The 20,148-nt window shown below is 34.8% G+C and carries 21 protein-coding genes; 13 read left to right on the top strand and 8 right to left on the bottom strand.

Features of this window, described 5'->3' with window-relative positions; translation table 11 throughout:
• The first annotated feature begins 176 nt into the window (after positions 1–176).
• Together ACL9RH_RS07945 and ACL9RH_RS07940 are read left to right on the top strand one after the other, a co-directional pair.
• Positions 177–389, top strand: coding sequence for a hypothetical protein (locus ACL9RH_RS07945; RefSeq protein ID WP_422692829.1), 213 nt, complete (start codon positions 177–179; stop codon positions 387–389).
• A 56-nt stretch (positions 390–445) separates the two neighbouring features.
• Positions 446–640 carry a hypothetical protein gene (locus ACL9RH_RS07940; RefSeq protein ID WP_422692828.1) on the top strand — a complete coding sequence of 65 codons (195 nt, stop codon included), beginning with the start codon at positions 446–448 and terminating at the stop codon, positions 638–640.
• Between the two features lie 28 nt (positions 641–668).
• On the opposite strand, the gene ACL9RH_RS07935 is transcribed toward ACL9RH_RS07940, so the two are convergent.
• The 3 genes from ACL9RH_RS07935 to ACL9RH_RS07925 form a co-directional block, all read right to left on the bottom strand.
• Positions 669–911 carry a hypothetical protein gene (locus ACL9RH_RS07935; protein ID WP_422692827.1) on the bottom strand — a complete coding sequence of 81 codons (243 nt, stop codon included), beginning with the start codon at positions 909–911 and terminating at the stop codon, positions 669–671.
• A 108-nt stretch (positions 912–1,019) separates the two neighbouring features.
• Complete coding sequence (locus ACL9RH_RS07930; RefSeq protein WP_422692826.1) at positions 1,020–1,277, bottom strand: hypothetical protein; 258 nt, start codon at positions 1,275–1,277, stop codon at positions 1,020–1,022.
• Complete coding sequence (locus tag ACL9RH_RS07925) at positions 1,277–1,591, bottom strand: hypothetical protein (protein WP_422692825.1); 315 nt, start codon at positions 1,589–1,591, stop codon at positions 1,277–1,279. Before ACL9RH_RS07925 ends, ACL9RH_RS07930 begins: the two co-directional genes overlap by 1 nt.
• A 298-nt stretch (positions 1,592–1,889) precedes the next feature.
• On the opposite strand from ACL9RH_RS07925, the gene ACL9RH_RS07920 reads away from it, so the two are divergent.
• The 10 genes from ACL9RH_RS07920 (at position 1,890) to ACL9RH_RS07875 (ending at position 13,773) form a co-directional block, all read left to right on the top strand.
• Positions 1,890–2,459 (top strand): 3'-5' exonuclease, encoded by a 570-nt coding sequence (locus tag ACL9RH_RS07920; RefSeq protein ID WP_422692824.1) that lies wholly within the window; start codon positions 1,890–1,892, stop codon positions 2,457–2,459.
• A 667-nt stretch (positions 2,460–3,126) separates the two neighbouring features.
• Entirely contained in the window at positions 3,127–5,643 is a 2,517-nt protein-coding gene (locus ACL9RH_RS07915) for a T9SS type A sorting domain-containing protein (protein ID WP_422692823.1), read from the top strand.
• A gap of 99 nt (positions 5,644–5,742) precedes the next feature.
• Complete coding sequence (locus ACL9RH_RS07910) at positions 5,743–6,153, top strand: hypothetical protein (RefSeq protein WP_422692822.1); 411 nt, start codon at positions 5,743–5,745, stop codon at positions 6,151–6,153.
• A gap of 489 nt (positions 6,154–6,642) precedes the next feature.
• On the top strand, positions 6,643–7,050 hold the full coding sequence (locus ACL9RH_RS07905; RefSeq protein ID WP_422692821.1) for a 5-fold beta-flower protein: 408 nt from the start codon (positions 6,643–6,645) through the stop codon (positions 7,048–7,050).
• Between the two features lie 91 nt (positions 7,051–7,141).
• Positions 7,142–8,194, top strand: a complete 1,053-nt coding sequence (locus ACL9RH_RS07900; protein WP_422692820.1) for a hypothetical protein — start codon at positions 7,142–7,144, stop codon at positions 8,192–8,194.
• A gap of 72 nt (positions 8,195–8,266) precedes the next feature.
• Complete coding sequence (locus ACL9RH_RS07895) at positions 8,267–9,574, top strand: hypothetical protein (protein WP_422692819.1); 1,308 nt, start codon at positions 8,267–8,269, stop codon at positions 9,572–9,574.
• 37 nt (positions 9,575–9,611) lie between these two features.
• Positions 9,612–10,025: a hypothetical protein gene (locus ACL9RH_RS07890; RefSeq protein ID WP_422692818.1), complete on the top strand. Its 414-nt coding sequence runs from the start codon at positions 9,612–9,614 to the stop codon at positions 10,023–10,025.
• Positions 10,026–10,059: 34 nt separating this feature from the next.
• A complete protein-coding gene (locus ACL9RH_RS07885) occupies positions 10,060–12,000 on the top strand; it encodes a leucine-rich repeat domain-containing protein (protein ID WP_422692817.1) in 1,941 nt (646 codons plus the stop codon).
• Between the two features lie 164 nt (positions 12,001–12,164).
• Positions 12,165–12,728 carry an NAD(P)H-dependent oxidoreductase gene (locus tag ACL9RH_RS07880; protein WP_422692816.1) on the top strand — a complete coding sequence of 188 codons (564 nt, stop codon included), beginning with the start codon at positions 12,165–12,167 and terminating at the stop codon, positions 12,726–12,728.
• Positions 12,729–12,888: 160 nt separating this feature from the next.
• Complete coding sequence (locus ACL9RH_RS07875) at positions 12,889–13,773, top strand: helix-turn-helix transcriptional regulator (RefSeq protein WP_422692815.1); 885 nt, start codon at positions 12,889–12,891, stop codon at positions 13,771–13,773.
• A gap of 97 nt (positions 13,774–13,870) precedes the next feature.
• Here ACL9RH_RS07875 and ACL9RH_RS07870 read toward each other — a convergent pair whose 3' ends face one another.
• The 4 genes from ACL9RH_RS07870 to ACL9RH_RS07855 form a co-directional block, all read right to left on the bottom strand.
• Entirely contained in the window at positions 13,871–14,344 is a 474-nt protein-coding gene (locus ACL9RH_RS07870) for a nucleoside deaminase (protein WP_422692814.1), read from the bottom strand.
• A 7-nt stretch (positions 14,345–14,351) separates the two neighbouring features.
• On the bottom strand, positions 14,352–15,236 hold the full coding sequence (locus ACL9RH_RS07865; protein ID WP_422692813.1) for a helix-turn-helix domain-containing protein: 885 nt from the start codon (positions 15,234–15,236) through the stop codon (positions 14,352–14,354).
• Between the two features lie 74 nt (positions 15,237–15,310).
• Positions 15,311–15,676 carry a hypothetical protein gene (locus ACL9RH_RS07860; protein WP_422692812.1) on the bottom strand — a complete coding sequence of 122 codons (366 nt, stop codon included), beginning with the start codon at positions 15,674–15,676 and terminating at the stop codon, positions 15,311–15,313.
• 217 nt (positions 15,677–15,893) lie between these two features.
• Positions 15,894–16,979: an NADH:flavin oxidoreductase gene (locus tag ACL9RH_RS07855; protein WP_422692811.1), complete on the bottom strand. Its 1,086-nt coding sequence runs from the start codon at positions 16,977–16,979 to the stop codon at positions 15,894–15,896.
• A gap of 266 nt (positions 16,980–17,245) precedes the next feature.
• Here ACL9RH_RS07855 and ACL9RH_RS07850 point away from each other — a divergent pair, with 266 nt between their 5' ends.
• On the top strand, positions 17,246–19,045 hold the full coding sequence (locus ACL9RH_RS07850) for a hypothetical protein (RefSeq protein WP_422692810.1): 1,800 nt from the start codon (positions 17,246–17,248) through the stop codon (positions 19,043–19,045).
• A 145-nt stretch (positions 19,046–19,190) separates the two neighbouring features.
• Here the strand turns inward: ACL9RH_RS07850 and ACL9RH_RS07845 are convergent, their stop codons facing one another.
• Positions 19,191–19,838 carry a hypothetical protein gene (locus ACL9RH_RS07845; RefSeq protein ID WP_422692809.1) on the bottom strand — a complete coding sequence of 216 codons (648 nt, stop codon included), beginning with the start codon at positions 19,836–19,838 and terminating at the stop codon, positions 19,191–19,193.
• Positions 19,839–20,148: the final 310 nt, after the last annotated feature.

Raw genomic sequence — 20,148 nt, 5'->3', positions numbered from 1 at the left:
ATATTCAGCCAAAAAGCAACAATGGAAAAGCCGGGATCAAGGACGTGGATAAGATGCAAGAGGAGATCAAAAAAGAAATGCCAATTCCAGGAAAAGAAATTGTGAAAAATTCTATTTAGGAATTTGATCTTTAATCATAATTCGTTATATTAGAGATAATTGAAAATAAAATAAAGATGAATAAAGAAGAGATCTCAAAAGAGGTATTAAAAGTTTTAAAACAGAATCAAGCAATTTTTGATGAGTTAATGCGACTGCTTAATCACAAGGAAATTGGATCTTCAGCCCTTCAAACAAAAATTAATACCAATGCAAGGTACATAAGGGAACTTGAGAAAGAAATTTTAGGTGACGAATATGGAAAGCCGTCAAATTTACCAGGATTATAGTTTACAGCCTTCTCTTTGAGAGGGCTTTTTGTTATATTTGTGTAAATTATATAAACATGATAGATACATTACCATGGGAAATCACATTTGGAGCAATTGTTGCTCAAATTCAATCCTTAAAAAATACACTAGGTGAAGATCAAGTTAAAATTTATGAAGAAAAGATGAAAGAATTAAAAGATAAATTTATTAAAGATCGTCCCAATTTAAATAAGCAGGATCTAGAAAAAATTGAAATATTATTTCAATAAAACAGCCCCTTAATTGGGGCTTTATTACTTAAATTGCTTGAGATTGTAATTGTTTATCCAATTCCGATGGCTCAAAAATAATAACGCTATTTTTCAAAAACTCGGATGGGAAAAACTTTATAGATCCATCTTCTTCATTATTAGAAGTTAAAACAGCGCCCGTGCCAGTCAGGCAATTAGTAATTAGATTTTTATATTCTTCAAAATCTTCATTGGTAATACTCAAATGATGATCTCCTGTTGCATGCTTAATTGTAATTTTTCTATCCATGGATTTTAATATTTTGTTTAAAGTTACATATTTTCTTTTATGCATATTACGGAAATCCGTAATGTACTGTCAACTCTTTTCCTTTAACTGCGAAGAAAAGGTTTGAAATTAAAATTCCTCAATTTGTTTTAAAAGAAGATCTGCATCCTCAATTTTAGTCGGTTGAGGAATCTGTTTAAACACTAATCCATCTTTAGGAGACGCACCCGTGATTGTTTTGTCATTGTGGACCGTCAGAGAGTTCCAAATATTCTCTGTAAGTTCTTTCTGGTAGTTGGTGCGGAAAGTCGTTCCATTGGCATTGCGGATAGTCTCTTTTTGATATCCGTTTTCTTCTAGGAAGTCGTGCAACTTAAAGTTGCTCATTATTTAGAATTGTATATTTCGTTTGCTTTTTCAATTGCTGAAATAGTAGCCTGTTCTCTTGTCTCAAAGGAATGATCACTTCTTAGAGGTTTAGCCATGTTGATTTCCCAATAAAAATGAAAGCCGTCATAATAGGTGTTGTTGATTGTCAGTACAATAAATACCGAATCTAGCCATTCTATTATTAAAGTAGCCTGAAATTGATCAGCAATGCTATTAAAGTTAATATCCGGATGAAGTATTATCTTATCTTGCATCCATTTTTCGAAGTCTATTTTTGCTTTTCCTGTTAATATTGTTTTACTTTTAAACATAATAATTAAATATAAGGAATATTTAAACAAATACTTGATGAACTTGAAGTAAATATACAAACCTGTGTCTGAATAACACAATTCCTAAAATACCAATGATACAGAGCCTAAAAGATGTAGATGTTGATCCGAAAAAGCGACTCCATACGCCAATAGATTGCGTAGTAAAAATTTACCTTTGAGCACTTGTTATAAAAAATACATTTTAACTACCTGCAGCAATAGCTTTATGAAAGATATAGAATAATGCAATGTGTTAATATGAAAATTGAGGAGCAAGAGAATTTAAAACGATACTATGAAATTTTCAAGTGATTTAGTCATTTATGATTTAGAAGGAAGTTGTAAGACTTTTGGAAGAAATGAAATAAATGAAACGAATATAATAGAAATAGGGGCTGTAAAATTAGACAAGAAAACTTTTGAAATAAAAAGTGAATTCTCAATGTTGATAAAACCCAAACACTTTCCAATTCTGCCTGAAATTACGGATATTACAAACATTACCAATGAAATGGTGGAAAATGAAAAGTATTTTGATGAAGCAGTTCCCCTGTTTTTAGATTGGTACGGCGAAAAAAATAAATCAACGCTGGCGGGCTGGGGATTATACTATGACTTACCACTTTTGAGGAAAGAATTTACGGAATTTGGATTTGATTATCATCAATACTTTGTGGGTGGTGGTTTCGACATTAGATCATTGGGCGTATATTGGCTGGCCAAAAAGAATATTTCTACCTCTGGAATTTCATTGGAAAGAATTTTAGAAAAAATGAACCTGAAAAAAGATTTTAAATTTCATAGAGCATTAGATGATGCCAGAGCAACAGCATTGATATTACAACACATTCTTAATGAAAAATAATTGCCTTCTAACAATTGATAATTATCATAAATCTTAGATCAATTTTGCATTTACGATCAATTTAAGTCCTTTTTAGGACTTTTTTTATGCAATGTTACCCAATATTGTTTCTATGTTACATCATATTTTTGTTATAAAATTCAATAATTTATCTTTTTAACTGAAAAATAGTAATAATGCTCATATAAAGTGAGTTATCCTATTGAATATCATTTATTTTTTAATCAATTGCTTTCAAAATTCATAAGAAAAATATATTTTTGCAGTCTGCAAAAGGTATCATTAAAGGTACTTTTGTTTTCAGTAAAAAACTAAAACCTAAATCGAAAACTAATTAAATCATGAAAATGCATGGAATCATACTGTATTTACCACAACTCATCGGCATACGTTGCCTGATATTTTAAAACATCATCAAATTTTCAGAACTTCTTTAGAATCTTATGCTATAGCTAGTATTTACAATACTGGAATATTTGAGAAATCCATTACTTTCAAAACCTAAATATATTCAATGAGTCCTATTCTTGTTTTATATCAAGAAAGTAAGAGGAATATACTTTTTATGGAGCTCCGAAACCATTCAAACGAAGCGAAACCGAAAAGCTAAACGAGTAGGGAAATGTTATCAAACTTAAACATGAGGAGAATTATTTTATTAAAAACTATGAAAAAACTTTATTTTTTACTTTTACTCTTTGTCTCGTATATGGTATTTGCTCAAACATACAGTTATACGACCTACAATACTTCAAATTCGGCCATAGGAAGCAATTATATTGCTGACATAAAAACAGATGCTAATGGGCTGTTATGGTTGGCTACTTACAATGGTGTTTCTACTTTTAACGGAACTACTTTTACCAACTATAGTACAACAAATTCCGGTATTGCGTCTAATGCTATTGTAAAAATTGAAATTGACGGGCAGAACAGAAAATGGATCGCTTCTCAATTCAACGGAATTATCCTGTACAATGGTACAAGTTGGACCAATTACACCACTTCCAATTCGGGACTTCCGAGTAATGAGATTATTGACATCGCGGTTGACGGACAAAATAATCTTTGGGTGGTGACCCCCGCAGGACTTACAAAATTCAACGGTACTACCTGGGCAACCTATAACTCAGTATCAAATATGAATTCAGTGGCAACCGATGGTAATAATGGCGTTTGGGTGACCAATGGAGGAGTGTTATACAAATTTAATGGTACCGATTTCAATTTTATCGCACAGGGAACTCAAAAAATATTGAGAATTGCCAACAATACTATTTATGTAAAAGGTTCTGATAGTTTAATTACTTTAACAACAAGCGGAACTAACATAACATTCAATTATCAAAATAATTCTTGTCTGGCAGCATACAATCCGAATGCATTAGATGTTGACAGTAACAGTAAAGTATGGGTTGGTTTTAATGGAGCAGGTTTACAAAACTTTACAAATTGTACAACCTATACTAAAACAAATACAAATTCAGGTTTACCTGATGACTATTTTAGTGCAGTCAGAACACAATCTTCTGGAACAATCTGGTTGGGAACATTGCAGCTTGGTTTGGTGAAAATGACACCAAGTGCAGCCGTTTGTAATCCTCCAGCTCAAATGTATCCTTCTAATATTACTTCTACATCAGCTACTCTTAACTGGCTGCCTTCAACATCGGCACCTAATGGTGGGTATTATTATGTTTACAGCACCAGTCCGACAATGACAGGTTCAGCTACTGCAGCGTCTTCTACAACTGCTAATGTTGCCAATTTATTGCCTAATACAACATACTATTGGTGGGTGGCTGCAAATTGTGTTACGAGCCAAAGTACTTGGGTTTCAGGAGGAGCTTTTACAACGCTTCCTGCTCAGACAGGCTGTTGGAAAACCGTGAGCGCAGGTCGTTATCATTCATTGGGAATAAAAATGGATGGAACGCTTTGGGCTTGGGGTTCTAATAGTAATAATCAATTAGGAGATGGAACTAGTATCCAGAGAAATAACCCTGTTCAAATAGGTACAGCAACGAATTGGAAAAAGATTTTTCCAAGTGAGAAATATAGTGTTGCTATTAAAGAAGATGGAACGCTTTGGGCCTGGGGAAATAACCAGTTCGGATTTTTAGGAGACGGAACTACTACTAACAGAACTGTTCCTACAAAAATCGGTACGGCAACTGATTGGGAATATATTGCTGTTGGAGGGTCTCATACAATAGGGATAAAGTCAAACGGAACGCTTTGGGCCTGGGGAATGAATTTAAGTGGAGAATTAGGAGATGGAACAACAACCAACAGACTTACACCCACTCAAATAGGAACAGGAAGTAACTGGAAAAGTATTGCAGCAGGTACTTTCTATTCTGTAGGAGTGAAAACGGATGGAACACTTTGGGCTTGGGGATATAATGGGCATGGACAGTTGGGAGATGGAACTTTCACTGACCGTATTGCACCTAAACAGATAGGTACGGATACCAATTGGGCTGAAGTAGTGGCTGGAAATTCTCATACTGCAGGGAGAAGAACTAATGGACTGCTTTATACCTGGGGATTTAACGTAGCCGGGCAGTTAGCAGATGGAGGTTCTCTTGATAAAGCAACCCCTTTTTTAGCAGCTGATGGAATTGAAAAAGTTTTTGCTGGAGATTTTAACACCACAGCTATAACAATGTCAGGGTATGTGATTGCCTGTGGAAGTAATAGTACAGGATCATTTGGTAACAATACCAATACCAGCAGCTCAAATTGGGTTAATCTCGGAAGTAATTCCCATATGGTGCTTTCTACAGGAGGGCTGCATACTTTATCTGTCAATAATGATGGGATCTTGAAAGCGTGTGGAGCCAATAACTATGGGCAACTTGGAGATGGTACGACTGTCGAAAAAAATACATTTATTCAACTGGTGTGTCCGGTAAGCAGTTTAGCTGTTGAAGAGATATCACCGGTATCTGATCATCTAAAAGTTTTCCCAAATCCGGTACAGGATTTTTTAAATGTTTCATTTGATAAAAATATCGCTTCGGTAGAAGTTTACAACGCCGTTGGACAACAGGTTCTGGTTAAAATAATCAACAATAATAAAGGGCAAGTTGATTTCTCTGCTTTACCATCAGGAGTTTATATGGTAAAAATAAATGCGGCCAATAACGTCGTAAAAATGACTAAAGTAATCAAACGATAAATAGTGAAATTTTAGGTAATCGTAATGAGACTTTACCTTTGTCATTACAAAACGTCCCTATTTAGGGGCGTTTTTTTAATAGAATCAATACATTTACAGATGATTAAAATAGAAATTCATATTCTGGATGGCTGTCTGGACATTGAAATAAAGAATAATAATGAGCATTATTCTCTGATTGTCATTATTTCAAAATCGGAAACCTATAAAGAAAAAGGGAGAGCATGGAGCGACATAATTGATAATAAAGAAAAAATCAGTGAAATTGTAAATCTGATCAAAGAAAGTCATGAAAATCCCTCGATTCCGACTGCTTTCACTATAAATGATGGAAGATCTGTTACAGTGAGTTTAAAGGAAGATGCAAAAGATTTGAACTTAAATTTAGTACATTGTTATGCAGAAGAGCACAATGAATATCAATTAGTCAATAATATCTTACATCTTATTAATGAAACCATCCAGGATAAAATTCTGGATGGGTATACTTTATTATTTAATGAATTTTAAATTTATGCTATTGGTAAATTTATTGATGACAATATTATAAACAGAAAATATCATGATATTTCAGTGAAACTAGCTATATTGCAATATCTATATTAAGATTTCAGTGAAACTCAATATAGGTAATAAACTAATAACACTAAAGGACAGTTATACCTTTGAATAACCTGGAAAACAAAATGAATCCCACAAGAATGGCTGACTCTAAAAAAGTGAGCTCATATGACATTTTCCATAGCTTGTCAGAAGAATTGTTGACAAATTATCCCTCAGAAACACCCGTTCTAAAAGAGAAAAAATATACTAATTCAGGAATTCTCACAAAGCCCCAATCGGAAGATTTTACCTATCATTTCATAGCATTTTCAACCATTTTTGAATATGTTGAATTTCGTTTAATGGTTGGTTACAAATCCAATAGGAAAAATAGTAACAACAGGTGTTGATGGCATCACTCGAAATAACTTTAATAATAATTCAATATAAAAACTTATGAAAAAACTATTAACTTTTGCTATCGTTGTAGCAGGAATATCATTCGCAAACGCTCAAACTATTGAATCAGGAAGTCATAGCACAACAGGCTATATCAAAAGTGACGGCACCATAGAAAACAGTAGCCATGGTACGATTGGCTATATCAAAAGTGATGGTACCATAGAAAACAAAAGCCATGGTACAATTGGCCGGATCAAAAGTGATGGAACGATAGAAAACAGAAGCGGTTCTACCGTTGGATATGTAAAAAAAGACGGAACGGTAGAGAATAGCAGCCATGGCACGATTGGGTATATCAAAGACAATGGAACCGTAGAAAACAGCAGCCATGGTACGATTGGATATGCGAGCGGAATTAAGAAAGAATGGGCAGCCGTTGCTTTTTTCTTTTTTAAGCCATAACTGGATAGGGTACTTTAATTGATGCTGGGAACCAGAAAATTCAATATAAATTAAAATACTAATACCAGAAGGTTTAAGCCTTCATAAAAATATGAACATAAAAAAAATACAGGACATAAATAAACCAGCTGTGCTGGTTTTTTCTCTGTCAGAATTCTTTCAGAGTTTCGAAATACCTGTTCCGGATTTGCCCCAAAATGTTTATGATTCCCCTTTCTATATTTATGACATATCCCTCGATGAGGTGGGACCTAAATTTGAGGATGAAGAGGAAATCAGTGATGAGGAATGTGATGCCGGGTTTTCGATCATTAGAACCATTTGGGAAGAATATATAGTAAGAGCAAATACGCCGGGTTTTAAATACACTTTTAAAATCATAAAAGATCCCGAAACCAACAGCAGTTCAGTAGGACCTGTTTATGGTTTTGCTCCTGGATATGATATGTATTCCGCTATCGAAAATATTGCCAGACAGGGTTTTATGATATTCAGTTGGGAAGAATTTTGGGACAAAAATCTCATTCTCACCGCTGAATTAGCAGATGAAATTGAGACAGAGACCGCAGACAATAGTGAATACGTCCAATTATTGCTTAAAATTGATACGGAAAGTTATATGGGTGGGACAAGTTTCGGAGGTTTGCCGGTAAAAGACCGCAACACACCGTTTGAATGGCCAAAATGCGATTGTGGGACAGAATTACAGTATCAGTTTAAATTGAGAACAAGCCTTGGTCTTGAAATGGTTTTTATGCCAAACTGTGGTCACGATAGCAGCAACAAAGTGGTTATAATTGATGCAGACAATCTGGAGTTTGCCTATCCCGAAGAAAAGGAAGTGGCATTAAGAGAAAATTATGCCGCCAGCATCACCAATATAAAGACTAAAGGCTCTAAGCTGGCAAAAGGATATTATCCAACTTACCGTCACAATGTTTTGGGACAAATCAGCACAGATTCTTTAGATATACCCAGTGATAATTATCCGAAGTGTGAGGGCTGTGATAACAAAATGCATCTGGCTGCCCGGTTTGATGGAAGCTCTAATAGAGAAACGTCCATGACTTTTGGTGAAGGATCAAGCTATCTGTTCGATTGTATGGAATGCAAAACTGCCAAATTCATTACGAAGACAAGTTGAGTTCATAAAACGACCATTATATTTCAATCCATCAGAATATAGGAAAAAACATTTTATAAATTTTATAAAACCATGAAAAGATATATCCTTTTTATTTCACTGTTAGCAGGGCTGTCTGCATTGGCTCAACAAAAAACAGTCTCTAAAACAAAAGCCATTTCCTCCCATGCCAATACCGTAGCTCCAAAATCCAAAGTCCTGGATTCAGGCATTAAGGAATACCCTCTTTATTTTAAAGGATTTTGGCTGATTATAATGGATGAAGCTACTGATGAGCTTGGAAATCATATGCTGGTCGGACGAATCAAAGTATTGGAAAAAGACGAAAAGAAAAGAGATGCGTTCGTCAATAAGGCGATACATTTTTCAGAGAGCTCTGAAGATGATAAGGATGTGATTATTTCAACGGATCAGAACTATAAAGTAATAAAGGCGAGGCCTGCTTATTCATCACAGGTAATCAGCTATCATAAAAAGCTTAAAAAATTTATTATCGGAGGCAATGAGTATGGGTATGGAGATTCAAAAGAAAGTTATGTGAGGAAATGGCAGCCAATGATTACTGTGGTAAACCTGGAGCAGCAGGGTGAGGCATATGCTGTTAAAAATGACTATTCCTGTTACCTGAAAGATCTGATGATTGAAGAAGATAAAATTCATGTCTTAGCAGCTTCTGAAGAAGACCGATACAATCATAAGCTTGAAATAATTACCGTTGATCTCAACAAATTTCATGCGGCCAAAGAAGCTTATTTACCGGAGATTTTAGATCCGGTTTCCCACGTGATTTCTGAAAATAACGACAGGGGTAGGATGGAGGTGTCAGCAGTTTCAAAAGTGGGCTCAGATTATTATTTTTCTACTTCTAATCTGGATCAAACTCATATGATCTACAAAACACATGTTTATAAGTTTGACGGCAAAATCCTTGAAGATCAGCCTGGTTTTACCTATTTTAGTGATAGTCTTTATACCGATTCCCATTTGATGAAGATGGACGGATTTTCTACCGATTCCTCAAAAGGCTATGTCTTTTTAACACAAAGAATTGGATTTAAAGAAATAAATCTGACTAAAATAAATACCAACTTTTACGTCACAAAAAATAGCAAGATTAAATTGTTTAATTACATAGAATCTGCAAAAATGGTTACATTAACCAATGGGAATATTGTCGTGCTTTCGCAAAATGAAAACAAAATGTGGGAATATTCTGTTTATAATTCTGACCTGACGATTATTAAAACGATTAAAACCAATCTCTCAGACCATTATTATCCTGGAAAATTAAAAGTAACAGATGAGCATACTGTGGAATCTATTTTTTATGATACAAAAAAATTAAATGGGGCTGTCCTGCAATATGTTGCCGTACACTGATTTTCTATCCGATGAGGCACTTTTAAATAATATAGGTATGTATAAATTTCCACCATCTAGAATCATTAAAGATCCCTTTTTAGTTAAAGAAATTGTAGAGTTCAATTACCATAGGATGTATGAAAGGATAAGTAAAAAGAAAATTGTCCGCAAACCGGATATTAGGCTTGGAACTCCCCATGAAGATAGGGAAAATATTGTCCAACAGCTGGATCGTCAAAAAGATTATTTACTGATAGATGGTTTTATTCATGTATCCAAAAGATCAGTAAATAATAAAATTTATATTATTAATTATGAAGAACTCCTAATCTGGATAAAAGAGATTGATGATGATTTTGAAGGACCTGTTAATATTATGGCTATTGAGAAAAGTAACCCCGACTCATATATCCATTCTACCAGTATTTTTTCTGTTATTGAAGAAGGGGTCTTTTTCCTATTTGAATAAAAACTATTTAACCAACAATTGAGCAACCGGCAAAATGAAAGAAAACGATCAAATGAATACATTATTGGAAAACGACCAAGAAACGAAAAGAATAAGACAGATTTTAGGGATAAACCCTGAAGGTGACTATAAAAAAGAAGATTTTATTTACAGGTTAGAGCTTAAAGACATAATCATTGATGATTTTTCCAAATTTTTACCTTATCTCGATAATGTAAGAACTATAGACCTCACAAACTGTACCATTGCCAGCTTTTCTGAATTATTGAAATTGGATAATTGTAGCTATTTTTATCTGGACAATGTGACGTTTCTCAATCAGGACTGCACGGTAGTAAGAGATTTTCCCGCCGAAATTCGTTTTTCCAATATGAGCTTTGATGCCTCGTGTCTGAATGGTCTTCATACGTCTTTTGATAAAATAATTAAGCACTTTGCAATCAAAAACTGTCATATAGATAATATTCAGGAACTGAGTAATATCGCAGGTCTGTATTCATTGGACTTTGATACAATAACCTTCACGTATAAGGCAAAAAAGATAAAGCAGAAATCTCTCAGGAGAATATACATTTCCAATTCAAAGTTTGAAGATCTGAGCTTTATGCCTTTCAGCAAATCGTTGTCGGATATTACTTTCAGCAACTGTCATATAGGAAGCTTTGCCGGACTTTCTGAATTTAAGAAACTTGAAGAAATCATTATAGATACCGATACCATTGTTGAAAATACAGAAGAGCAGGAAAATCCTTTTAATAAACAACTGATGTGTAGTTTTGTGAAGGAAAAAAAAACTTTAAATTTGAAAAACGTACGATCACTCAAAAACTATATTAATCAATTCTATTTTGGTGATTGTAAAGAAAAAACGATTGATGATCTTGATACATTTAAAAAAGTAGACAGTCTGATATTTTATAATTCCAGATTTTACGTAGACGCTTTTCTCCCCATTGCCAAACAAATTAAAAGAATAGAAATCAGCAAATCTGTTATCAAGAAGCATACGTATTTCAAAAACTATCCCAATTTAACAAGTTTTGAATTAGTCAATCATGAAGAAGAACAAATAAAGTCCAAAAATTTCTCAAAACTGCTGCCGCTGAAAAAGCAGCTGAAAGAAATGAAATTTTATGAATCTAAGGAAATCCCGACAACATATCCCATCGGAAAGTTTACGGCGTTGGAATCTTTAAAAATCGGGTATGAAGTTTCAGTACAGACTGCAGAATCCATCATGACTTTAAAAAACCTTAAAAAATTAGACATAAGCGTTGAAAAAACAAAGCAGATTTTAAATATAGGAAGTTTAAAAAATCTGGAGTTTTTAATTTTTAATTCCAATATAGGTTTCACAGGATTTGAACATTTGAAGAAATTAAGATCATTGGATACAAGTTGTTCTCGAAAATTTGATATTAATTCGATGCCGAAAATGAAATCTTTAAAAAGACTGAATCTTTCAAGTTATGGTTATAAAATTAAAGGACTGAGCCAATTTCCCAATTTAGAATTTCTGAAACTGAATGGAGTGAAAAAACTGGAATTAAAAACTCTGAGAAAGCTCAAAGTTCTGGACCTGGATAATAGCGAAATTAAAAACTTTTCTTCGTTCGAAATTCAACCTTCTGTTGAAAAATTAGATTTATCGAGCCTTCAGGGAAAAATTAATTTAAAAGAAATAGCAAAATTTCCCAATCTGAAATGGCTCACACTGTTAGAAAGTTATGAGTTGAATAATATTTCTGGGTTGGAACCTTTAAAAAAACTGGAACGTCTGGATCTACATCAAACCAAAGTGACAGATGTACGGGTGCTGAACACTTTACCCAATTTAAAGGAAGTAAACCTTGCTGTCTACGGTTATAAATATCAGGAGCTGAAGTCACAACTAGACCAACCAGAGATAGGAATTTTCAGTGGATTGCCATTGCGTAATTTATCAATTTGGAAAAAGGATGAGTTCGGAATTTAAAAAGTGGCCGCGTACTACCCAACCCTTTTTAAAGGAGATTACTGCTTCATTTTGAACTTTAGCAGATGTTTTTTGAACCTCTGATGAAATAGCTTCCCGAGAGCCTGATCTAACTTTGTCTTTATCAAAATCAAGTAGTTTTTTTATTACATAATTAACTTAAAATGAAAAAGACATTAATTATCATTACGCATCCTGATATGAATAACTCAGTGATCAACAAGAAATGGCTCAGAGAATTAGAGAAATTTCCGGAGAAGTTTAATATCCATCAATTGCACGAGGTTTATCCTGACCAGAAGTTTGATATTGCAGCAGAACAGAAACTGATTGAAGAACACGATCATATCATTTTCCAGTTTCCATATTATTGGTATTATGGTCCTGCATTATTAAAAAAATGGTTCGATGAAGTGCTTACGCACGGGTGGGCCTACGGAAGCTCAAGTGGTTTTAAATTTGGCGGAAAGAAAGTAGCTTTGGCTATTTCATTAGGATTAAAAGAAGAACTTTTGCAACGCGGAACGCCCCTGAAATTTAATCTTGATGATCTTACCCATCCTTATGAAGCAATGTTCGACTGGATAAAAGCCGATTATCAGCCCTATTTTGCGTACTACGGAATGACATTCGAACCATCAGAAGAGTGGATAGAAAGAAGCGTACCGTTATATCTCGAATTTCTGGATCGTTTTAATCCTGAAAATGAAGAGATAGACGTAGCTTAAACCCATATAAAAGATTGAATTCCATAACTGAATGAAAGAGATGTAACACGCATCTCTTTTTTTGATGGACAGTTTTATCCATCAAATTGTACAATTTCTCCATTTTCCGGAAATGTTTAATATCCCAATTTTACCTGTCAAAATATAAAAATCTGAAACAATGGACCAGCTCAATTGCCGTAAAATTATCGAACAAGACCCAAACGTTTTATCGTGGAATGAAGATATCCGAATCATGCATTATCACACTCATCAGGAAATTACCAGAGCCAACATGTGTGTGCATATGAATATGATCAGTATTGTTCTGCAGGGGCAAAAAGAAATTTTGGGTTGCGGGACAAAGCGAATGGTTTCTTCAGGATCCGGGGTTTTTATGAAAAAGGGTTCTTACCTCGTTTCAGACAAAATTGAAGATCAGGAAAAAGGCTACGAATCTATTATCATGTTCTTTTCAGACACTTGGCTGCAGTCACAAATCGATAAGATAATCAATGGCAAAAATACTTTGCATACACAAAATGAAGAGGGTTTAAACGGAGACATTGCTTTGCTGGAAGAAGATGAAGTAATGAACTCCTTTATCACTCAGATTAAGCTTTATTTTGAGGGCAATCAGGATAAAGAACGATTACAAAACCTACTGCCTTTTAAAATGAGAGAATTATTTCAAATCGTTATTTCAGCGCCCAACGGATATCATTTTGAAAAGCGATTACGTAGTTTAGATACCCATCAAAATCCTGATTTGGTTGCCTTGATGCAGAATAATTACAAAGAAAATATCTCCCTTGAACAATATGCTTTTCTTGCCAACTGCAGTCTGTCAACTTTTAAACGGAAATTTATGCAGACCTTTAAAACAAATCCCGGAAAATGGATTATGCAGCGCAGATTGGAAGAATCTTATGAGCTCTTGAAAAACTCGGAAAAGAACGTTACAGAAATAGCGTATGAAGTTGGTTTCGAAACACCGGCACATTTCATCGCTTCTTTCAAACTTAAATACAGAAATACACCCAAAAAAATACAACAGTTAATGTAGGATGAATAAATCAAACAATGATAACTTTAAACTATCAAACTGACTGTAAATACGAAAGCCCTTCAAATCTGAAAGGCTTTTGTTATTTTGATTAATATTACTTCTGTTGAGAAAGATATTCTGCAAATTGCTCATTCAGAATCTCACATTCATGCTGCAAAATTCCGGTTTCTATTTCTGGTTTCTTTCCCCATTTCGGAACATTTTCTGTTTCAAGTATTTTAAACTCCGAAGTTTGCCCGCCAACGAAAGGAACCGAAACACCAAAGACTAATTTTGCAATTTTATGATGTCTGATGAGGTATGAGCACATAATGCAAGGTTCGTGCGTGGTAAACATCACAGATTGATCCAAAACATCCCGATAGCCATTGGCTAAGGCATCTTTCACCGCTAAAATCTCGGCATGTTGTGTAATATCTCCACTTGATTTTCCTGATTCTATACCTTTTCCAATGATTGTATCTTCAAAAACCAATAAAGCTCCAACCGGCGGATTTCCTTTTGAGAGTGCTTCTTTTGCAAGTTCAATACATTCAAGCATATAGGTGTTGTAGGTTTCATTTTTCATAATATAATTAAGATTCTGCTCCTCTGTTAAAACCAATGGTGTTTCTATAAATCTGAGGCGAAATATCTGTTTTATTTTTAAAAAGCCGACTGAAATAATATTCATCATCATATCCTAATTCGTAGGCTATTTCTTTAATGGTTTTATCCGTGAGATAGAGTTCTCTTTTAGCTTCAATGATGATGCGCTCTGTAATAAGATCCGAAAGCGTTTTGTTAAAATGATTCTTTGTAATCCGGGCAAGCGAAGCCGGAGTCTGATTCAATAAATCTGCGTAATCACTGGCAGAATGTTTTGTACGGAAGTTATCTTCAATAGCATTTTTCAAATTCTGAATCACAAATTGCTGCTTAATGTTGATGGTTTCAGAATCCTGAATGGTTTGCTGTTCAAGCTTGATTCTTGTAGCGGTAACCAGTAAAATTTTTAAATAAGAAATTAAAACTTCATCCTTTCGGAACGCATCGGCCTTAAGCTCATGAGCAATACCATTGATCAAATTTAAAATAGAATGTCTGCTCAATTCATTAAGAACAATAAAGGGCTGCTGATACACATTGTTGAACAAAATTCCATTAGCTGCAATTTCTTTATGATGTCTGTAAATACAGAAAAAATCATGGTGAAACTGTATGGATATTCCCATAATCGGTTTTGTAGATTGCAGCATAAAAGGCTGATAGGGATAAAAGGCAAACAACGTATTTTCCTTGAAAGAGTAATCGCAAAGGTCAACCGTAGCAATGCCTTCTCCGGATGTGATCAGAATCAGGGTAAAATAATTATTCCGCTGAATATGGTCAAAATAACTGTTGTTATCAAACTCAAAAAGCTTGAAAGCCAGATTTCCGTTTTGCTCATTTACAAGCGTATAGACAGATTGTGATAACATTGTACCTGCAATTTAATTATTATTTTTAAATCAAAACTGTCCTCTGATCATTTCAAAGGACAGTTTCAATAAAATTAGAAAATCAAAATATCGTATCCTTCATTTCTGAGATTCAGGAAGCTTGGTAAGCCCGGAGTTCCCGGAACTTCATTTTCATTTAACAATTCGTACCCAGAAACTTCAGTTCCAAATACCGCAACACATCCTTTTGATAAGCCGTGAACATATTCTTTTACTTCACTATAAAGTCCGTGTATAGGGTGATCTGCTTTTTCAAGTTGCTCAGGCCATCTGATTCCCGTTCCCTGAAAAATAATCTTTACATCCTCACCTGCATGCTTGAATTCATAAGCTGATGCCAACGCGTTAAATACTCTTCCCATTGCTTCTTCTGAACCTGCTTTAGGATCTGAAAGAATAATAATTGCTGTTTTTTTCATTGTATAAAAATTTAAATTACAGTGCAAAGATGTGGCAATAAAGACCGCTAAAGAATGGATGATTTTTACTTTGTAATGGAGATTTTTTTATTTTTCAAAAGCTTTTTATTCTGCTCTTTTGCAATGTAATTTTCAGAGTGTACGAAGTTCATGACAAAAAATAAAGCGAACTTATATAAGTTCGCTTTTTAGCTGCTACTTTAGGATTTCAAATGCACTATGAGCCCGGTTTTACAAAAGTTTGCCAACCTCTCATGGTTTCAATAAAACGTTCACTGAGACCTCCATTTCGAAGAAAATCTGCTGTTACAGGCAGTTGTGGACTGTCATACATCGGATTCGTTTGTACCTGTAACGGGAAGTCCCGCTGAAGAATTCCTGCCCTTGCAATCAGGACGAAATCGCAACCTTCATCAAGCAGTTCTCCGGCCCGTTGAGCACTCATTATTTTTCCCGCGGCTCCAAGGCGAACCCCTTTTCTCGGAAGTTCAGTAAAAACACTTAACATTGTTTTTCCCTGAAAAGCTCCTTCTCTTACCCGTTGAGCAGAGTCCCAAAGTGCTAGATCCAGATAATCAATTAATTCCTTGTCAAAAATTTCAGCCGTGATTTCGCGTAATTCTTCTAAAAGTAATCCGTACCGTTCAATCGACAATCGCCAGCCAATCTGAAAATCCGGCCCGCAAGCCTTTCGAATTCCTTCAATCACTTCAATGGTTAATCGGGCACGATTTTCTACACTTCCACCATATTTATCTTTTCGATCGTTGAGATTAGGGGAGAGAAATTCAGATAAGATCCATCCAAAAGCTCCATGCACAGAAACTCCATCAAATCCTGCGAGTTGTGCTCTTTTGGCAGCCTCAATAAAACTGTCACGGATTCTTTGTACTTCCTCAGTACTGATTGCCTTGACGTTTTTTATCGTTTTATCAGATGCCGGAGCGGGAATTCCCCCCAAAGAAGGTACGGCTCTATGGCCGGCATGATGTAGTTGTACCGCAGATAAAGCCCCTCCTTCACGAATGACGGTTGCCATTCTGGTAAGTCCTGGCAAATGTTTGTCACTGTGAATTCCTAATTGCCGTTCGAAAGCAATGGCTCCTGCTTCTACGGTAGATGCGCTTGTTTGGATTAATCCATATCCTCCTTGGGCTAATTGTTCCATCCATGTTTGATCATATTGGGAGGCTGTCCCATCAAAATCACTTTGTTGACTGGTTAAAGGAGCCAGCATAAAGCGATTTCTCATAGGTGAACCGTGAAGAAATGTTAAAGGTTTAAATAAATCGGAAACAGACATTTTTTATATTTTAAAGTTGTATTTATCAATTATCTACGTTGCAAAGTTGGGCTTTTAAAGAGTGGCTGAAAATGGATGATTTTGATGATATGATGGATATTTTAATTAGATTGAGCTGTTAGAAAGTTTTTTTCATACTTATAGATCATTAGTAAAAATAAAGATAGGAGAGGAGCGAAGATCAGTCTCGAAACCAAAAAAGTGTAATTTTGATCCCTGTTGGCTTATAAATTGATGTTGTAAAGACTATTGAAATTTGATGACTAATGACTAAATCTTTTGTAATAGTAATTTTCTTTTTAAGCGGTTTTCTCTTTTTGCGTGCACAGGAAAAAAAAGATTCTCTTTATTACAAAATAGAAGAATTTTCGGATCAAAGAAAGGTTACCAAATTTATCCATCGCCTGATTTTTCGTAGAGAAGCAGATTCTACTTCTGTTAAATCCAGAACTGAAAAAATGTTGCAGGAAACCTACAACAAAAAGTATATCAGGAATATAAGGATAGAAACCATTGATCCCTTCGGATATGGCTCAAAAGACAATAAAGAAAAATTAAAATGGTATGATTGGATCACGGATCATCTTCATGCTACAACAAAACACTCTACAGTTGATAATTATTTACTTTTTAAAGAAGGTGAAGAATATAATGCCCAAAAACTCTACGAATCTGAACGTTTATTGAGAACAATGCCTTTCATCAACAGAGTTAATATCAGTGTTTCGGATAGTGCTTCCGGTAAAGATTCTATTGATGTTGTGGTAAAAGTTCTTGATTCCTGGAGTTTGAAACCGAGAATCAGCTATTCAGGAAGTAAAATAGGGTTGGGAGCTACAGAAGAAAATGTATTGGGATTGGGGCATACCTTAGATTTCCTTTACAGAAACGATTCCAAAGAAAAGCAGGATTATCTTTTAGGAAGTTATACCGCGTATAATCTTTGGGGATCTTACGTGAATGCTCAGCTTCTCGGAGAAAGAGATTTTTTAAGAAATGAAAGGGTCAACTTAAATGTAAGAAGAGATTTCTTCTCGCCACTTACCAAATGGGCCGGTGGTTTTACGTTTGAATATTTTAAACGTAATGTTTTGCTTCCGATAGAAACGGATACCAAGTATCCTGAAGTTCAGATTAAAGTATACAGCCAGGATTTATGGGGAGGATATCAGATTCCGGTTTCTGCCGATCCTAGTGAGAAAGTATCCAGTAATATTGCGGTGATTGGGCGATTTCAGAACTACCAGTATAAAGACAGTCCGGGAATTGACAAATACAATTATTTTAGCTCTTACAGCAGTTTTCTGATGTCTGTAGGATTTATCCGCAGAAACTTTTCCGTACAGAAAAATATTTTCCAGTACGATTTACCGGAGGATATTGCCTATGGAAGTTCATTGAATTTTACCGCAGGAGGTTTGTCCAGAAGTAATGATGTGAAACCTTATGTAGGAGTTTCGGCATCTTATGGTACATTTATAAAAATCGGGTATTTCAATTTGAAAGCTCAGTTTGGGAGGTTTTTTAATGAGGATGATCAGAATCGGGAGTCTTTCCGTTTGGATGGCACGTATTTCACCAATCTTATGGATTGGAAGTTTGCCAAAGTAAGGCATTTCTTTTCGCCCACATTGGCATTAGGAAATCCGCAGCATAACTATTCATATAAAGATAGAATAAACCTTGTTTCTCCCGATGAATTTCCGGTGTATAATTCGGATTATATCGGAACCAAAAAACTGGTTTTGAGATATCAGCTTCAGTTGTTTATTAATAAAACCTGGAAGAATTTTCATTTCAGTCCTTATTTAACGGCTGCTGCGGGTTGGTTGGGAATGCCTAATGATACATTACTAAAAACAAAAGTAAATACGAAAATAGGAATTGGTGTTTTGATTAATAATCCTTATCTGGTTTTCAACAGAATTCAGATTTCTTTCACCTATTATCCTCGTGTTCCTTTTGATAACAATTCGGTTTTTGATTTTAATAGTAACAGGAATAATCTTTTACCAATGGATAACTTTGTAACCGATATTCCTCATTTTGTCAACTTTGGAAATTAAAATGACTTGTAATTGACTTCTTGTATGAGTAAGGAATCTATAAAGGGAAAAGTATAAACAAAAAAATATACCTAAATGTATCCAGTAAAATTGATGGCAAATGCTGAATTCTACTGGTACATTTAAGTATATCATCATCTAAATTTTATAAAGGAGTATAGATAATGGACATGATTGCCTTCTCTTCATAAAAAGAATCGCTGCCACCGGCAATGATATTCCCTTTCACAGTATCACCCGGACTGAGCTTTAAAGATAATACCTGATTGACGGTATATCTGTCATTAGCCAATAAAAGTCCTCCTGAACTTTGAGAAAAAGGAGTGGTTACAATCACGAAATTAGCACTTGGATTGCTAAAATCAGACAATTGTATACTCGCAGAAATCTGAAAAACCCCTGCTTTATTTACCGTGAAAGTATTGGTAGCCACATTCCAGGAACCTATAGCCGCAACAGGTGTGATATCTACGGTATCAAAATTTACCCCATTTACGATATTGCCTCCCGACAAAAGGGTAGTACCAGGAGTATTAAGTCTTACACTTAGAACCGTGGTTGGAATTTTGAGTTCGGTAGTCAGAACATTCGGATCAATTTCATAGATGTCTCCATTCGCTTGGGTGATTATAAGCTTAGAGCTTCCAAGGGTTGTTGCTACTGGAGTTTGCCTGATCCTGGCACTTCCGTTAACATCTAGAGTTTGAGTAGGAGATGGAGTATTGATTCCTACTTGGGAGAAAACAACGTTTGAAACTAACGCTGTCGCGAGAATAAAAAGGTTTTTTTTCATAATGTCAAGCATGTATTTGCGCCGCAAAATTATATTTTGTATTTCAAAATAGGGGTAATGCTTTAATTACTTTTTTCTATTGTCTCATTTTGATTTTTTATTATAATCTATTATTCATCATATTAACTAAAGATATCAAAAAAATAACGCGTTAAATTTTGTCGGATTATTGCTATGGTTGATTAATCTTTTGCCCGTTGCAGAAAATCTTCTTGTTATTTATCTCTGAATGCTATAATTAACCCCTTAAATAGTTACTAAAAAGTTCACTTTTAGTTTCATACAGAACCCGAAATCCTATTGATTTTTC

Source organism: Chryseobacterium sp. Mn2064, assembly GCF_049319685.1.
GTDB lineage: Bacteria > Bacteroidota > Bacteroidia > Flavobacteriales > Weeksellaceae > Chryseobacterium.
The sequence above is the reverse complement of the archived record's forward strand: the minus strand, read 5'-3'. Positions and strand labels throughout refer to the sequence as shown.

Coding starts and splice junctions, on each gene's coding strand:
- ACL9RH_RS07945 (WP_422692829.1), top strand. CDS start 177: ATGAATAAAGAAGAGATCTCAAAAGAGGTATTAAAAGTTTTAAAACAG.
- ACL9RH_RS07855 (WP_422692811.1), bottom strand. CDS start 16,979: ATGTCTGTTTCCGATTTATTTAAACCTTTAACATTTCTTCACGGTTCA.
- ACL9RH_RS07880 (WP_422692816.1), top strand. CDS start 12,165: ATGAAAAAGACATTAATTATCATTACGCATCCTGATATGAATAACTCA.
- ACL9RH_RS07920 (WP_422692824.1), top strand. CDS start 1,890: ATGAAATTTTCAAGTGATTTAGTCATTTATGATTTAGAAGGAAGTTGT.
- ACL9RH_RS07875 (WP_422692815.1), top strand. CDS start 12,889: ATGGACCAGCTCAATTGCCGTAAAATTATCGAACAAGACCCAAACGTT.
- ACL9RH_RS07925 (WP_422692825.1), bottom strand. CDS start 1,591: ATGTTTAAAAGTAAAACAATATTAACAGGAAAAGCAAAAATAGACTTC.
- ACL9RH_RS07890 (WP_422692818.1), top strand. CDS start 9,612: ATGTATAAATTTCCACCATCTAGAATCATTAAAGATCCCTTTTTAGTT.
- ACL9RH_RS07935 (WP_422692827.1), bottom strand. CDS start 911: ATGGATAGAAAAATTACAATTAAGCATGCAACAGGAGATCATCATTTG.
- ACL9RH_RS07850 (WP_422692810.1), top strand. CDS start 17,246: ATGACTAAATCTTTTGTAATAGTAATTTTCTTTTTAAGCGGTTTTCTC.
- ACL9RH_RS07910 (WP_422692822.1), top strand. CDS start 5,743: ATGATTAAAATAGAAATTCATATTCTGGATGGCTGTCTGGACATTGAA.
- ACL9RH_RS07895 (WP_422692819.1), top strand. CDS start 8,267: ATGAAAAGATATATCCTTTTTATTTCACTGTTAGCAGGGCTGTCTGCA.
- ACL9RH_RS07930 (WP_422692826.1), bottom strand. CDS start 1,277: ATGAGCAACTTTAAGTTGCACGACTTCCTAGAAGAAAACGGATATCAA.
- ACL9RH_RS07865 (WP_422692813.1), bottom strand. CDS start 15,236: ATGTTATCACAATCTGTCTATACGCTTGTAAATGAGCAAAACGGAAAT.
- ACL9RH_RS07915 (WP_422692823.1), top strand. CDS start 3,127: ATGAAAAAACTTTATTTTTTACTTTTACTCTTTGTCTCGTATATGGTA.
- ACL9RH_RS07870 (WP_422692814.1), bottom strand. CDS start 14,344: ATGAAAAATGAAACCTACAACACCTATATGCTTGAATGTATTGAACTT.
- ACL9RH_RS07940 (WP_422692828.1), top strand. CDS start 446: ATGATAGATACATTACCATGGGAAATCACATTTGGAGCAATTGTTGCT.
- ACL9RH_RS07885 (WP_422692817.1), top strand. CDS start 10,060: ATGAAAGAAAACGATCAAATGAATACATTATTGGAAAACGACCAAGAA.
- ACL9RH_RS07860 (WP_422692812.1), bottom strand. CDS start 15,676: ATGAAAAAAACAGCAATTATTATTCTTTCAGATCCTAAAGCAGGTTCA.
- ACL9RH_RS07905 (WP_422692821.1), top strand. CDS start 6,643: ATGAAAAAACTATTAACTTTTGCTATCGTTGTAGCAGGAATATCATTC.
- ACL9RH_RS07845 (WP_422692809.1), bottom strand. CDS start 19,838: ATGAAAAAAAACCTTTTTATTCTCGCGACAGCGTTAGTTTCAAACGTT.
- ACL9RH_RS07900 (WP_422692820.1), top strand. CDS start 7,142: ATGAACATAAAAAAAATACAGGACATAAATAAACCAGCTGTGCTGGTT.